Source organism: Telluria antibiotica (assembly GCF_011682055.1).
Classification (GTDB): Bacteria; Pseudomonadota; Gammaproteobacteria; order Burkholderiales; family Burkholderiaceae_D; genus Telluria; species Telluria antibiotica.
In genome coordinates this window covers 173,202-187,991 of sequence record NZ_JAAQOM010000003.1, presented here as the reverse complement: position 1 = coordinate 187,991, position 14,790 = coordinate 173,202, and the positions used below count along the sequence as shown (strand labels likewise).

General features: G+C 65.9%; 14 protein-coding genes. 6 read left to right on the top strand and 8 right to left on the bottom strand.

Going from position 1 to position 14,790, the window contains the following annotated elements:
- Nucleotides 1-57 precede the first annotated feature (57 nt).
- From HAV22_RS06110 to HAV22_RS06075, 8 genes are all read right to left on the bottom strand, one after another.
- The gene (locus HAV22_RS06110) at nt 58-855 is read right to left on the bottom strand and encodes an SDR family NAD(P)-dependent oxidoreductase (protein ID WP_166857623.1); all 798 of its coding nucleotides are present in this window, start codon (nt 853-855) and stop codon (nt 58-60) included.
- A gap of 56 nt (nt 856-911) precedes the next feature.
- Entirely contained in the window at nt 912-2,534 is a 1,623-nt protein-coding gene (locus HAV22_RS06105) for a GMC oxidoreductase (protein ID WP_166857621.1), read from the bottom strand.
- A 53-nt stretch (nt 2,535-2,587) separates the two neighbouring features.
- Complete coding sequence (locus tag HAV22_RS06100; protein WP_166857619.1) at nt 2,588-3,676, bottom strand: nucleotidyltransferase domain-containing protein; 1,089 nt, start codon at nt 3,674-3,676, stop codon at nt 2,588-2,590.
- Nucleotides 3,673-4,590, bottom strand: coding sequence for an HprK-related kinase A (locus HAV22_RS06095; protein ID WP_166857617.1), 918 nt, complete (start codon nt 4,588-4,590; stop codon nt 3,673-3,675). Before HAV22_RS06095 ends, HAV22_RS06100 begins: the two co-directional genes overlap by 4 nt.
- Nucleotides 4,584-4,850, bottom strand: coding sequence for an HPr-rel-A system PqqD family peptide chaperone (locus HAV22_RS06090; RefSeq protein WP_208296080.1), 267 nt, complete (start codon nt 4,848-4,850; stop codon nt 4,584-4,586). Before HAV22_RS06090 ends, HAV22_RS06095 begins: the two co-directional genes overlap by 7 nt.
- Before the next feature lie 7 nt (nt 4,851-4,857).
- Nucleotides 4,858-5,301, bottom strand: coding sequence for a hypothetical protein (locus tag HAV22_RS06085; protein ID WP_166857613.1), 444 nt, complete (start codon nt 5,299-5,301; stop codon nt 4,858-4,860).
- A 372-nt stretch (nt 5,302-5,673) separates the two neighbouring features.
- Nucleotides 5,674-6,279 (bottom strand): XrtA/PEP-CTERM system exopolysaccharide export protein, encoded by a 606-nt coding sequence (locus HAV22_RS06080; RefSeq protein ID WP_166857611.1) that lies wholly within the window; start codon nt 6,277-6,279, stop codon nt 5,674-5,676.
- A 176-nt stretch (nt 6,280-6,455) separates the two neighbouring features.
- Nucleotides 6,456-7,271, bottom strand: coding sequence for a S1C family serine protease (locus HAV22_RS06075; protein WP_308789197.1), 816 nt, complete (start codon nt 7,269-7,271; stop codon nt 6,456-6,458).
- Nucleotides 7,272-7,642: 371 nt separating this feature from the next.
- On the opposite strand from HAV22_RS06075, the gene HAV22_RS06070 reads away from it, so the two are divergent.
- Genes HAV22_RS06070 through HAV22_RS06045 form a run of 6 tightly spaced genes read left to right on the top strand, consistent with a single transcriptional unit; the run spans nt 7,643 to nt 14,778 of the window.
- The gene (locus HAV22_RS06070) at nt 7,643-9,187 is read left to right on the top strand and encodes an XrtA system polysaccharide chain length determinant (protein WP_166857609.1); all 1,545 of its coding nucleotides are present in this window, start codon (nt 7,643-7,645) and stop codon (nt 9,185-9,187) included.
- 16 nt (nt 9,188-9,203) lie between these two features.
- Nucleotides 9,204-10,145 carry an XrtA-associated tyrosine autokinase gene (locus HAV22_RS06065; RefSeq protein ID WP_371869554.1) on the top strand — a complete coding sequence of 314 codons (942 nt, stop codon included), beginning with the start codon at nt 9,204-9,206 and terminating at the stop codon, nt 10,143-10,145.
- Nucleotides 10,126-11,715: a TIGR03016 family PEP-CTERM system-associated outer membrane protein gene (locus HAV22_RS06060; RefSeq protein WP_166857604.1), complete on the top strand. Its 1,590-nt coding sequence runs from the start codon at nt 10,126-10,128 to the stop codon at nt 11,713-11,715. The genes HAV22_RS06065 and HAV22_RS06060 overlap by 20 nt, the downstream gene beginning before the upstream one ends.
- Before the next feature lie 17 nt (nt 11,716-11,732).
- Entirely contained in the window at nt 11,733-12,803 is a 1,071-nt protein-coding gene (locus tag HAV22_RS06055; RefSeq protein WP_166857602.1) for an XrtA/PEP-CTERM system-associated ATPase, read from the top strand.
- Nucleotides 12,800-13,684, top strand: coding sequence for an XrtA system polysaccharide deacetylase (locus HAV22_RS06050; RefSeq protein WP_229421107.1), 885 nt, complete (start codon nt 12,800-12,802; stop codon nt 13,682-13,684). The genes HAV22_RS06055 and HAV22_RS06050 overlap by 4 nt, the downstream gene beginning before the upstream one ends.
- On the top strand, nt 13,681-14,778 hold the full coding sequence (locus tag HAV22_RS06045; protein ID WP_166857600.1) for a FemAB family XrtA/PEP-CTERM system-associated protein: 1,098 nt from the start codon (nt 13,681-13,683) through the stop codon (nt 14,776-14,778). The genes HAV22_RS06050 and HAV22_RS06045 overlap by 4 nt, the downstream gene beginning before the upstream one ends.
- Nucleotides 14,779-14,790 lie beyond the last annotated feature (12 nt).

The following is a 14,790-nucleotide window of genomic DNA, read 5'->3' as shown; positions in this document are numbered from 1 at the left end:
TCCGGATCAGCCTCATGAAAAAACCGCGGTCTCGACCGCGGTTTTTTTATTGTGTTTTCACTTCCCGGCGGGCGGCTTGAACATCTTGCCGACCTCGCGGATGACCATCGAATGCGGCGCCACCCCCGCGAACAGGCGCTGCTTGTACGTGCCCTTGGCCGCGTTCACGACGGGCACCCCGCGCTCCAGCCCCGCCAGCGACGCCCGCACCACGTCGGCCGGTGCATCGCGTTCCGTCAGCGCGCTCTCGTAGGCCCCGGCCTTGGCGTCGAATTCCGTGTCCGTCGGCCCCGGCACGAGCGTCTGCACGACGATGCCGCGCTCCTTCCACTCGCCGTGCAGGGCCTGGCTGAAGCTTTGCACGAACGCCTTGCTGGCTGCATACACCGCCATGTACGGCACCGGCTGGTAGGCGGCCGCAGACGACACGTTGATCACGGCGCTGCTGGGGAATGCCGCCAGATGGTCGAAGAAGCGGCGGCACATCGCCACGAGCGCCGTCGTGTTGAGCGTGCCCAGCTCGTCGTACACCTGCGCTTGGGTGTCTTCAAAGCGGCCCCAGCGGCCCGCGCCGGCGTTATTGCACAGCAGGCGCACGCGGATACCGGCGGCGTCGAGCTCTGCACGGATGCGCGCCGCGGCCGCGGTGTCCGCGAGGTCGGCCACGATGGCCCGCACTTCGGCCCCGTACCGCACGCGCAGCGCGTCGGCGACGGCCTGCAGACGCTCTTCCCGCCGCGCCACGAGCACCAGCCGCATGCCGGCCTGGGCCAGCTGCCCGGCGAATTCCTCGCCGATGCCGGACGAGGCGCCAGTCACCAACGCCCAATGGCCTGTTAAGTCGGAAAGCTGCATCCGCGATCTCCTTGTCGATGAACGATGAACGATGAATGATGAAGACGCACGCCGCATCACGCCTGCGCCAGCAGATGGTCGGCCACGCGCAGGGCGTTCGCCGCGATCGTCAGGCTGGGGTTGGTGCCGCCGGACGACGGGAAGAACGAACTGTCGACGACGTACAGGTTGGCAAGCCCGTGCGCGCGGTTATTGCGGTCGAGCACACTCCGTGCGGGATCGTCGCCGAACCGGCACGTGCCGCACACGTGGGCGATACGCTGGTTGTTCTCGGCCTGCTTGATGAGCTTGAAACGGTAGCCGGCCAGCACCTGGCGCATGCGCGCGCGAAAAGCCTCGATGCGGGAGCGGTCGGCGTCGCGCACGCGGTATTCGATGGCCAGGCGGGCACCTTGCGCATCGTCGCGCGCGGGCTCGACGCGGTTGTCGGCATACGGAAAGTCCTCGAGCGTCGCGGCCAGGATCATGCGGCGGTGCACGAGGCCATCCAGCACGGGCGTGACGAAGGGCTTCGCCAGCTTGAACAGCGGGGCAACCCACGGCAGCGGCCCCTGGCGCAAGTCGTCGGCGACGGAAGCGGCCAAGGTGGCGGGCGGCGGCAGGCGGCCGAACGATTGCACGGAGCCGAGTTTTTGCCCATCCACGATATAGAAATCGTTGAAGGCGAGCTCTTTCTGGCGGTTATCGAACTCCCCCTCGAGCTTGGGCTCGATGAGGTACAGGTCGATGTGGTGGCGCATCAGGTATTTGCCGACGAGGCCCGATGCGTTGGCCAGGCCGTGCGGCCACGAGTCCGAGACGGAATCGAGCAGGATGCGCGGCGTCTCGAGGGCGCCCGCCGCCAGCACGACGATGGGTGCGCGCACCGTGAACCGGCGGCCGCCCCGTGCGCACACGACGCCCGTCACGCGGTGTGCATCGGCTTCCAGCGCGACGACGTCGCATGCGTCCAGCAGGCGCGCGCCGTGGTCGCGCAGGGCCGGTTCCAGGCAGATCCTGCCGGCGTCGTTCTTGCACGCGCGGCTGCACAGATAGCCCTGGCAACCGCTGCAACCGTCGACGAATTCGCACGCCAGCGGCAGCCGGTAAGGATGCAGGCCCCGTTTCTCGAAGAAGCCGTACAGCTCCTTCGAGGCCGGCGTCAGCGGCGGCGACGGCAGTAGATGTTCGCGCTGCCCGTCCGCACGCAGCGGATCCGCCGTGCCGCGCACCCGGAACAATTGCTCGGCCTTGTCGTAATACGGCACCAGCTCGTCGTAGCCGACGGGCCAGCGCAGCGGCAGGTCGGCACCGGGCGGCGCCCGGTAATGGTCTTGCGCGGCGAAATCGGATGGGAAGAAGCGCTCCAGTGCCATGCCGTACAGGGCCGTCGAACCGCCCGCGCCGGCCCCGATGAAGGGGACGAAACGCTGCGTTCGCGGCCCCGAGCGGTCGACGATCTCGTCCGCGTAACGGCCCGCACGTGCGAGGATGGCCCGGTGCGCCGGCTGGGGCGCTTGCGGCGCCGGAAAATCATCCTCCGCGTAGCGGCCGACGAGGTCCGGGTGGGCGGAGCCTTTTTCGAGGAACAACACGCGGCGGCCCGCGCGCGCCAGCGCCAGGCCCAGCGTTGCGCCTCCCATACCCGTGCCCACGACGATGGCGTCCCAGTTCTGGTCGAGATCAAACGATTCGGACATACGTTCCTGCGGCCAGGCCGCTCCTGTTGGGGTCAGCTGGCGCCGCGCAAGGCTCAGGCCGCCTGCGACGTGTTGTGCCTCGTGATAAACGCTTTATGAAACAGGTGCTGCGCGAGCAGCAGCGGCGGCATGCGCAGCCAGTTGCCGCGCACATACAGCGCAAAGTGCGCAAAGTCGCTCCATGCGTCGGCGCAACTCGCATGCAGCGGCAGCAGCGCGCGCCCGAACAATCGGTCCATCAGCCACAACAGCGCCGGGTTGGGCGCCGCCCAGGCCATGGCGGCCTGCACCGCCGGCGGGACGACCGTGCCGAGCAGGCGCGGGCAATAGCGCAGCGCATAGAACAGCGGCCGCCCCAGCTCGAGCGCGCGCGCGCGCGCCGGCAGCGCCCCCCAGAACCCCGGCTGCGCGCCGAATTCAGTCAACAGCCTGTGCATGTCGACGAGGTCGCGCAAGCCCTTGTCGAACTCGCCGTCGAAAAACAGGTGCACGGCGCTGTGCAGCACCATGTCGGCCGGGGCCAGCGTCGCGAGCCCCGGCTCGCCCGCGATCGGACGGGCCGCGGCGCGCAGCTTGTCCGGGTCCGGGCGCACGGGCGCCGTCTCCGGCAGGATCGCGTGGTGCACGTCGATCGAGTTGCCGCGGCGCGCGTGCTGCATCGGCGGCAGCTCGTGCATCCACTGCCGGTAGTAGCGCTGGTCGTACTCGTCGTGATGGGTGGTGATCCAGCCGTGCATCATGAGAGCCCCCTCGACCTCGTGCAAGCGGGTCTTCGGCACGAGGATGTCGATGTCGGAAAACAGGCGGCCGCGGCCGGCGTCCAGTCCCGCCAGCGCGTACGCGGCCCCCTTGAGCAGGATCAGCGGCAAGCCGAGGCCATCGAGCGCGCGGGCGATCTGGCGCACTTCGTAGCGCGCGGCCTGCGCATGGCCTGCGGCGCCGGCGCGCGTCCACTCCAGGTGGGCGCGCGGCGCGGCGGGGACGGTGTCCAGCAGGCCGGCATCTTCCAGCAGCACGAGCAGGTAGGCGTCGAGATTGGCGGCGTCGGCCTGGCGCAGCAGCAAGTCCCAGCCGGCGCCGTCCAGGCCTTGTGCGGCGGACGGGTCGCGCAACACGCGTAGGAGCAGCGGCAGACCGTTCATGTCGTCCCCAGCGCCAGGCGCTCGAACCGCGCCATCGCGTCCGGCAGGCTGCTGTACCGGAACGCGTACGCGTCGCTGGCGTCGATCAGGCCGCCCAGGGCGGCGAAGCCGCGTGCGCCCAGCACCTGGTAATTGAAGCAGTTGTCCGCGACCTGCATGAACGCGCGCGCCTTCGGCAGCGGGTCGAGCAGCATGGCGGCGCCGGCCTCCCAGCGCGGGAACACGATGCACGCCGGACGGGCCGGCTCGGCGGCGCGGGCGATGCTCTCCGCCGGCACCTTCAGGTGGGCGATCGTGCCCTTGGTCGTTTCCTCGACGGGACGGCTGAGCACGGCGTCGGGACGGAATGCGCGGATGATGTCGATCGACGTGTTCTTGAGGCTCACGGGGCGCGGGAGCGGCACGAGCGTGCCGTCGTCCAGATGCACGAGGGTCATCTCGTCCGACAGCAGGCGCCAGCCATGCCCCAGCAGGGCGGCCGTCAGCGTGCTCTTGCCGGAACCCGGCGGCGCGGGCAGGATCACGGCGCGGCCATGTTTTTCCAGCACCGCCGCGTGGATGATCAGGTAGCCGTGGGCGCGGTGCGAGACGCACCAGTTCATCGTCCATTCCAGCATCGGATACGCCTGCCCGAGCGGCAGCGGCTGGAACGGCGTCGCGCCGTCGTAGGCGAAATGGACCTGTGGACGATACCAGCGGCGCAGGCCGCCCGAACGGCGCAAATCGAGGTAGAAGTCGACGAAGCCGCCGTCCGGGTCGACCGGATAGTCGGCATACATCAGCGCAAAGCTGTCGATCAGCGGGAGAACGTCGCTGCGGATGCGGTTGGCGAATGGGCCCGTCCGCAGCACGATGCCGTCACCCGACAGGCGCGCCGCGAGTTCGGCGCGCGACAGCGAACCGACCGTCAGCATGGTTCGATCAAGTCCAGTCCGGCCAGCGTGGCCAGCATGTCGTCGATGAGGGAAACGAGGTCGTCGTCGCCGGCGTCGAATCGGTCGGCCAGGCGGGCCGCCAGGGCGTCGGCGTCGGCGGGTTGGTCGCGCAGCGCGTGCAACAGGTCGAGCGCGGCGCCGTCCAGCAGATGGGTGCTGCCCGAAAGATCGTTGTACAGCACCGCTTCACCGTCCCATTCCCGGCAGGCCAGCGCCTGGCCAGGTGTCAAACGCCACACCGCAACCTCAATCGTGGATGGAGCTGAGGTAGTTCGCGACCTGGGAATTGTCCCAGTACACGCCGGCGGTCGGGCTGTAGCGGCCCGTGGTCTGCAACTCGCTCCACATCGTCTGCAAGTCGGTCGGCTCGAGGAAACCGACCTTCTGCGACATGACGTTGAGGTAGGCTGCCACCAGGTGCATGCCGACGTTGTTGTTGTCGAAGCTCTGCGGGTTCAGCATGTCTTCCAGGGACGCGCAGGCATACGAGCCCGGCTCGTAACACTTGCCGTTAGGGTAGGAAGCGGCGCGCACCGGACACGCAGCAGGGGCACTGGCGGCGTAGAACACGCTCGTGAACATCGCCGTGCGCGACACGGCCGCGGGCCAGGCGTGCTGCGGCTGCTTCCAGTAACCGGGCGACAGCCCGTCGCAGGTTGGCGCCGTTTTGCCGTAATGGCTGGTGCTCAAGCCGTTCGAGAGCGAACCCGACGGCGACCTGCAGACCATCGATGCCATCGCCGACTTGCTTTCCAATGTTGCGAGGACCCCGGCGCCCACGCCGACTTTGGCCAGGCGACGGCGTGCCGCGCCCCGTTGAGTCAAGGACGGCGCCGCTTTGATCTTGTCGTTATCTTGATTTTCGGTAGCCACGTGCGTTCCCCAAAATGATGTCGCCCAGTGAGGGCGACCAGTACCTGTATTAGCAAGTTTTGCGCCAGCATGCTGCCCGGAAGAAAAACTTACATTAAATCAGGTGCTTATTTTGGCGCCATACCACCCAGCAACGACTATTGTATGTTGGAACGCCGGGTGATGTAAAAAATATCGACGGCAATGTTGTTAGAAGAAGCTTTCGGGGATGACCAGAATGTCGCCCGCGCGCATCGGAACGTTGGCCGAAATATCGCCATCCTTGATCAAATCGTCCAGGCGGACGTTGAATTGCTGCTGCTTGCCATCCACGTTGCGGATCAGCTTGGCGCGATTGCCTGCCGCGAATTCGGTGGTGCCACCGACGGCGATCATGACGTCCATCAGGCTCATGTCGCGGCGGTACGCCAGCGCCTGCGGCTTGGCGGCCTGGCCGATCACGCGGATCTGTTCGTTGTAATTGCCGACGAAGTTCGTCACGATGACGGTAACGACCGGCTGCTGAATGTATTTGGACAGGGCTTTTTCGATGTCACGCGCCAGCGCGGTCGACGTCTTGCCGGCGGCCGGCAGGTCTTCGACGAGCGGGGTCGTGATCTTGCCGTCCGGACGGACCGGCACCGACATCGACACTTCCGGGTTGCGCCAGACGATGATGTTCACGGAATCGCCCGGGCCGATCAGGTATTGGCTGTCGGTCACCTGCGTCTCGATCGGCTGCCCGCCGCGATTCGTCGCGCAACCGCCCAGCGCCAGCGCGCACGCGGCGGCGAGCACGATCGTCGAATGTTTCATCAGGTTCGCCTTGTACTTGCCCACGTCAGTCCCTTTCGTCGCAGGCCACTTCCGTGGCCGAGTATTCGTTGTTAAAAAGCCATCAACAGCGTCGTATTGTATATCATAGTGCCGAATGAAAAGACTGCGCACGATACAAATTGTTTTTGATCATGGCACGCGCGCTCGTTTTCTGTTCATTTTTTCCGCAACAAATCGCGCACGTAATTCGCAGGAATTGCATACGTGATTCCGCTCGGCGCCGTGATCGCCGTTTCCTTCAAACCTTTCACGAACACGGCATTGATCACGCCCAATACCTTGCCGGTGGCGGGATCATAAACGGGGCTGCCGCTGTTGCCCGGGTACGCCGTACCGTCGAGCTGAAAGATACTGAACGGCGCGCGCTGCAGGGCGGCGATCTGGCGCGGATCGAGGGTGCGGGCGCCGAGCGACGGCCGGACGATCGGCGTGATCGCGGCCAATGTCGCCCGGTGCGTGGCGGCGTGCAGCCCCAGCGCCATCGCCAGCGGAAAACCCGTCAGCGCCAGTTCCTGCCCTTCCTGCGCCGTATCGGAGTCGCCCAGCTCGAGCGCGGGCAGCGGCGCGCCGCTGAGGCGCAGGTGAGCGAGGTCGTGTTCGGTGTCGCGCTGTACCAGCTCGGCCGGGCGGAAGCGCACGCCTTCGCCGTCCGGCAGCACGATGCCGAGCTGTTCCATCTTGCCCTCGGCCAGCGTGGCGGGCACGACGTGGGCATTGGTGATGACGTCGAGGCCGTCGCCGACGACGAAACCAGTGCCGACAAAGACGATGGACGGACTGCGCGTGCGCTCGAACGTGCCCACGCCCACGACAGAGCGTTTGATGGTCGGCACAATCGTCCGCAGGTCGGTCGCTCCGGCCGGGACCGCCATCGCGCCCAGCGACCAGACCAGCAACGCCAGCCAGCTGCGGCGCTGCCGCGAAGGGGCGGACGGGTGGCCCGGGGCGTGATCTCTATTTCGAGGCAGCATCAACCGTGCACCCCTTTTTGCATTTTAGACATTACAATAAAGCGCTTGAACTGATCAATTGTTGCGCAGGTAGTCTACGCGATGAGGTCGCTCGATGCACCCACGTTGGCGTCAAAGACATACAACGGTTTTACGAACTTTTATTAAATCCGTGCTAATAATTGACGGTTGTGGAGCAAAGTACCGCGCTATTTTAGATTGCTTGGTGGCACTTGTGTTGCGAATGAGGCACTTCCCAAGACGGCTGCGACATTTTTCTCGCGCGTAATTGCAATTGCTCGGGGTACAAGCGATCATGCGAGGTATTTGGTTATTTTTTTGGCCTTCCGCCCCCACCGGGGTGACGGGTCGTTCAAGGCGAGACTGACGAGATGGCAGAGATCACAGCCGTACTTCTTAACTTCCTCAAGGCGATTGGCAAATACCGTTGGCATGCCGTCGTCATTACCTGGGTCGTCGCATTGATCGGCTGGGTGGTGGTATTACGCCTTCCCAATCAATACGAAGCTTCGGCACGCGTGTATGTCGACACGCAAAGCATCCTGAAACCGCTGCTGGCCAACATGACCAGCGTGCCGAATCTGGAACAACAGGTGATGTTCATGCGCCGCACGCTGATCAGCCGTCCGAACGTCGAACGCCTGATGCGCATGGTCGACCTCGACGTGAAGGCCAAGGACACCAAGGAGCACGACAAGATCGTCGACGAGCTGATGCAGCAGATCAAGATCACCGGCACCGAGCGCGACGACATCTACACGATCACCTACACGGCCGACAATGCGAAGCTGGGCAAGGACGTCGTCCAGTCGCTGCTGACGATTTTCGTGGAAGGCAGCTTCAGCGGCAAGAAGCAGGATTCGGAAAAAGCCGTCCAGTTCATCGACGACCAGATCAAGACGTATGAGGAAAAACTGGCCGCGGCGGAAAACTCGCTGAAGGAATTCAAGCTGAAGAACCTGGGCATGCTGCCGGGCGGCGGCAGCGGCACGGGCGACTTCGGCGGCCAGCTGCAACAGGCCACCGACCAGCTGAGCCAGGCGCGACTGGAGCTGGCCGAGGCCGAGCAGGCGCGCAACGCGATCCGCCGCCAGATCTCGGGCGACCCGGCCAAGCCGGGCACCGTGAAGGTCGATCCGGCCCTCATGGATCCGGAACTGGAAGCACGCATCGTCGCCGCCCAGAAGAACCTGGACATGCTGCGCATGCAGTACACGGAACAGCATCCTGACGTCATCTCCACGCGCCGCCTGCTCGACCAGCTGATGGCGCAGAGGGCCGAACTGGCCAAGGGCAAGAAGCGCAGCCTCGACCCGGGCGCCAGCTACAGCCCGATGCTGCAGCAGCTGAACGTGTCGCTGTCGCAGGCCGAGGCGCACGTTGCGTCGATGCGTGCCCGCGTCAGCGAATACGAAGCCCGCGTGGCGCGCCTGCGTACCCAGAGCACGACGGCGCCGGAAATCGAAGCACAGTTCGCGCAGCTGAACCGCGACTACACGGTCAACCGCGAGAACTACCAGAAGCTGGTCGAGCGCCGCGAATCGGCGCGCCTGTCGGGCGACCTGACGTCGGCCACCGACATGCTGCAGTTCCGCGTGATCGATCCGCCGACGGTGCCGAACCATCCGAGCGGCCCGAACCGCCTGCGCCTGTTCTCGATCGTGTTCGTCGGCGCCCTCGTCGCCGGCCTGGCCGTCGCGTTCCTGATGAGTCAGCTGCGTCCGACCTTCCTGAGCCAGAGCGCGCTGCGCGACGTGACCGGCCTGCCGGTGCTCGGTTCGATCGGCATGAACTGGACGCCGGACCAGACCGTCAAACGCAAGCGCCGCCTGGTCGCGCTCGCGAGCTCCGTGCTGCTGCTGTTCGGCGCCTATGGCATCGGGATGGCCGCAATCCTGGTCCGCCCCACGCTTTAAGATTAAGGAGTACACCGTGAGCATCATCGAAAAAGCGGCAAGCCGGATCGACCTGAAGCGCAACACACCGGCCGCCGCCAACGCGCCGGAAGCGGCGGCCATCGACGCCATCGAGGCCGCCCACGCGGCCGCGCCGAACGCCCCCATCAACCTGGCACCCTCGCCCGCTCCGGCCGCGCCCGAAGCAGCGCCCCACGCGGCGCCAAAGGCCGCGCCCACACAGAAATCCTCGACCCGCCGTGTCGAGCTCGACTTGAACCGCATGCGCGACCTGGGCATGGTGACGGCCGCCGGCGGCCGCACGCGCCTGCTGGAAGACTTCCGCGTCATCAAGCGCCCGCTGCTGCAGCGCGCGTTCACCGAGCGCGCGGAAGGAGAAAAGCCGGGCAACCTGATCATGGTCACCAGCTCGCTGCCGGGCGAGGGCAAGACCTATTGCGCCATCAACCTGGCGATGAGCATCGCGATGGAACTCGACCACACGGTGCTGCTCGTCGACGCCGACGTGGCGCGCCCGTCGGTGCTGCGCTCGCTCGGCCTGCCCGCGCACCGCGGCCTGATGGACATCCTCGTGGACGACAAGATCGACATGGCCGACGTCATGCTGCGCACCAACGTCGACACGCTGTCGATCCTGCCGGCCGGCACGAGCACGCCGCGCGCAACGGAGTTGCTGGCCAGCTCGTCCATGAGCACGCTCGTGAGCGAAATCGCCAACCGTTATCGCGACCGGGTCGTGATCTTCGATTCGCCGCCGCTGCTGCTGACCAGCGAATCGCGCGTGCTCGCGTCGCACATGGGGCAGATCGTGATGGTGGTCGAAGCCCAGACGACGACCCAGCACGCCGTCAAGGAGGCCCTGCGCCAGCTGGAAAGCTATCCGAACGTCAATCTCATCTATAACAAGACCAGGGAGTTCCCCGGCATCGAAGAAACGTATGACTATCACTACGGCTAATTTGTCCTTGTCCGCTCACCGGTTGGTCAAATGGCCCGGCAGTGCCACGCTCCGGCTCACGCCGCTTGCGCTGGCGGCACTGCTGCTGTCGAACGACTGCCTGGCGGACTGGCGAGTCGCGCCCGGTGTCCAGCTGCGTGAAACGTATTCCGACAACGTGGGCAACCTGTCCCAGGACCAGGCACGCGGCAGCTTCGTCAGCGAAGTGGCCCCCAGCGTGTCCATCACCGGCATCAGCTCGCGCCTGAAGTTCAACGCCAGCGCGGAATGGCGCAAATACGCATACAGCAACGACAACACCCCGAACACGCGCGACAGCGACCGCCGCTATTCGGCTGCGGCCGAGGCCGTCGCGGTCCGGGAATTGCTGTACGTGGACGCGAGCGCCAGCGGCACGCGCCAGGCCGTCTCGGCGTTCGGCCCGTTGCCGGCCAATTCGTTCAGCGCGAACAACGGCACCGACATCCACACGTGGAGCATCAGCCCTTACCTCCGGCACCGGTTCGGCGCGACGGCCTTGATGACGGCCCGCTACACGCGCGACGCGGTCGAGGGCGGCGCCAAGAGCGGCTTCGGCAACAGCCTGGCCAGCACGCGGTCGCTCGACCTGGTCAGCGGTCCGCGCTTCACCGATCTCGGCTGGAACTTCCACCATTCGCACCAGGACATGACCGCCCAGAACACGGGCAATACCGTCACCGAAAACAGCCTGGCGGGCCTGCAGTACCGCGTCACGCAGCACCTGAGCGCGACGACCAGCGTCGGCTACGACAAGTACGAATACCGTGCGCTGTCCCAACGGACGCGCGGCCGCAGCTGGTCCGGCGGCTTCATCTGGGCGCCGTCGTCGCGCACGCGCGTGAGCGCATCGTATGGCCGGCGCTACTTCGGCAAGACGGGCTCGTTCGACGCCAGCTACCGCACGCAGCGCAGCGTCTGGGCGCTGACGTATGCCGACGTCGTCACGACGACGCGCTCGCAATTCCTGCTGCCGGCCGCGGTCGACACGGCCGCGATGCTCGACCACCTGTTCCAGACCGCATATCCCGACCCGATCGCGCGCCAGCAGGCGGTGCAAGCCTATATGGCGCAGACGGGCCTGCCGCCCACGCTGCTCCAGAGCATCAATTACCTGAGCAACCGTTACATGCGCAACAAGCGCTTGCAGGGTTCCGCCACGTTCAAGGGTGCGCGCAGCAACCTCGTGTTCTCGGTCTTCAGCGAGCACACGCAGGCCCTGTCGCTGCAGCAGGAAGACAGCGTGCTGCTGCCGACGCAGTTGGGCGCCCTGAACGAGGACACGAAGCAGCATGGCGCCAGCGCGGATTTCGACTACCGCCTGTCCTCGCGCAGCTCGGCGCACGCCAACCTGTACGCCGTGAACGTGCAATCGCTGAAGACCGGCCTCACCAACGACATCCGCCAGGTGAGCGCGGGCCTGAGCAGCCGCTTCAGCACCAAGACCATCGGAACGCTCGACCTGCGCCACTCCAAGGGCCGCGCCGGCGTGTTCGACAATCGCGACTACCACGAGAATGCGCTCGTGGCGACGCTTTCCGTCCAGTATTGAGCCCGCGGAGGCATACGATGTACGAGTCTTTCTACGGATTTTCCGCCAAACCTTTCCAGCTGCGTCCGGACCCGCATTTCTTCTTCGGCAGCAAAGGCCACAAGCGGGCCATGGCCTACCTCGAATACGGGCTGTCGCAGGGTGAAGGCTTCATCGTCATCACGGGCGAAGTCGGCGCGGGCAAGACGACGCTCGTGCGCAACCTGTTCAACCGGCTGCCGTCCGACCAGATCGTCGCCGCCCACATCGTCAACACGCATCTCGATCCGGACGACACGCTGCGCATGGTCGTGTCGGCGTTCGGCCTGCCGTACGAAGGCGCCAGCAAGACGGACCTGCTCACGCGCCTGGAAAAATTCCTGTGCGACGTCGACCACCAGGGCAAGCGCGCCCTGCTCGTCATCGACGAGGCGCAGAACCTGTCGGCGCGCACGGTCGAGGAATTGCGCATGCTGTCGAACTTCCAGACCGACGACAAATCGCTGCTGCAGACCTTCCTGCTCGGCCAGCCCGAATTCCGCGCCACCCTGCACAGCCCCGGCATGCAGCAGCTGCGCCAGCGCGTGATCGCCAGCTACCACCTGGGCCCGATGGATGCGCAGGAAACCCACGCCTACGTCGAGCACCGCCTCGCGACCGTCGACTGGAAGGGCGATCCGTCGTTCGACGACGGCGCCCATGCCGCGATCTACGCCTACAGCGGCGGCATCCCGCGCAAGGTCAACACGCTGATGGACCGCGTGCTGCTGATGGGCTTCCTGGAAGAGATGCATGCGTTCGGCGAGCAGGACATCAACATGGTCGTGAAGGACATCAGCGAGGAATTCGAGGTCGACGATCCGCTCGGCACGCCGGCGCCGGACACGCTGAAGGGCACCGCGGCCGACGTGGATCTGGACGCGGCCTTCCGCTCCGACCTGCGCACCATCGACCAGCGCGTCGGCGATCGCCGCGTGAGCAGCGTCGAAGTGCTGGACGAACGCATGATGCGCCTGGAGAAATCGATCGTTTCCGTGCTGTCGATCCTGAAGAAGATCGTCGCCACGCCCCAGGGGGCGGTAACCCATCCGATGGACAACCAAGAATGAACATGCTCGAACTCGCCCCGCGGCCCGCACCTGCCCCGGGACAACGCATCCGCAATGCGATGACCTGCGACGTCGAGGACTACTTCCAGGTCTCCGCTTTCGCGCCGTACATCGATCGCGCCAGCTGGCCCACGCGCGAATGCCGCGTCGAAGCCAATATGGACCGCATCCTCGCGCTGTTCGAGCGCCACGGGGTGCGCGCCACGTTCTTCACGCTGGGCTGGATCGCCGAGCGCTATCCGCAGGTCGTCAAGCGCATCGTGGCCGCCGGCCACGAACTGGCCAGCCACGGCTACGGCCACCTGCGCGCGTCGGACCAGACCCGCGCCGAATTCGCCAACGACATCCGCTCCGCGAAAGCGCTGCTGGAAGACATCGGCGGCCAGGCCGTGCTGGGCTACCGCGCGCCCAGCTTCTCGATCGGCCGCGACAACCTGTGGGCGCTCGACGAGCTGCTCGAGGCAGGCTACCGCTACAGCTCCAGCATCTACCCGGTCGTGCACGACCACTACGGCATGCCGGAAGCGCCCCGTTTCGCGTTCTACCCGAACGGCACCGACGGCCTGCTGGAAATCCCGATCACGACCGTGCACATGATGGGCCGTAACCTGCCGGCCGGCGGCGGCGGCTATTTCCGCCTGCTGCCGTACGCGCTGTCGCGCTGGATGATGGCCAAGGTGAACCGCGAGGACGGCCAGCCCGCCCTGTTCTACTTCCACCCGTGGGAAGTCGACCCCGGCCAGCCGCGTCCCGAAGGCCTCGGCGCCAAGGCGCGCTTCCGCCACTACATCAACATCGACCGGATGGAACGCCGCATCGAATCCCTCGCGCGCGACTTCGCGTGGGACCGCATGGACAACATCTTCCTGAACCGCCCATGAATTCGATCATCGAGGCCGCACAGGCCAAACGGGCAGCTCCCGTGCTGTCCACGTCTCCCATGACGCTGCACCTGCTCCAGCCGCACGAATACGGCCGCTGGGACGCGTTCGTCCGCGCCTGCCCCGACGCCACCTTCTTCCACCTGTCCGGCTGGCAAAAGGTGATCGAGGGTTCGTTCGGCATCAAGACCTGGTTTTATTACGTCCAGCAGGACGGCCAGATCCTCGGCGTGCTGCCCCTCGCGGAAATCAAGAGCCGCCTGTTCGGCCACTCGCTGGGCGCGATGCCGTTCTGCGTGTACGGCGGCCCGGCCGCGACGAGCGACGCGGCACGCGCCATGCTCGACCAAGCCGCGCACGAACTGGCGCAGAAGCTGGGCGTGGGCCACCTGGAATACCGCGGCATGCAGCGCTTCCACCCGGACGACGCCAGCTGGCACACGAAGGAGCTGTACGTCACCTTCCGCAAGGAGATCTCGGGCGACGACGAGGCCAACCTGAACGCCATCCCGCGCAAGCAGCGCGCGATGGTCCGCAAGGGCATCAAGCTGGGCCTGCGCGGCGAAGTCGATGCCAACGTCGACCGCATGTTCGAGGCCTATGCGCACAGCGTGCACCGCCTGGGCACCCCGGTGTTCCCGAAAAAATACTTCGCCATGCTGCAGGAGGTGTTCGGCGACGAGTGCGAAGTGCGCACCATCGTCACGGAAGACAACCGCCTCGTGGCCGCCGTGCTGTCGTTCTACTGGCGCGACGAGGTCGTGCCCTACTACGGCGGCGGCATGGACCTCGCGCGCGAAGTGGCCGGCAACGACTTCATGTACTGGAACCTGATGCAGGCCGCGGCCGCGCGCGGCTGCCGCCTGTTCGACTTCGGCCGCAGCAAGCTGGGCACCGGCGCCTACGACTTCAAGAAGAACTGGGGCTTCACGGCGCAGCACCTGCCGTACGAATACAAGCTGTACGCCGCGAGCGCGCTGCCGGACAACAATCCGCTGAACCCGAAATACCAGCTGTTCATCAAGATGTGGAAGAAGCTGCCGCTGCCGCTGGCGAACTTCATGGGCCCTTACATCGTCCGCAATCTGGGGTGATAAGGAAAACAT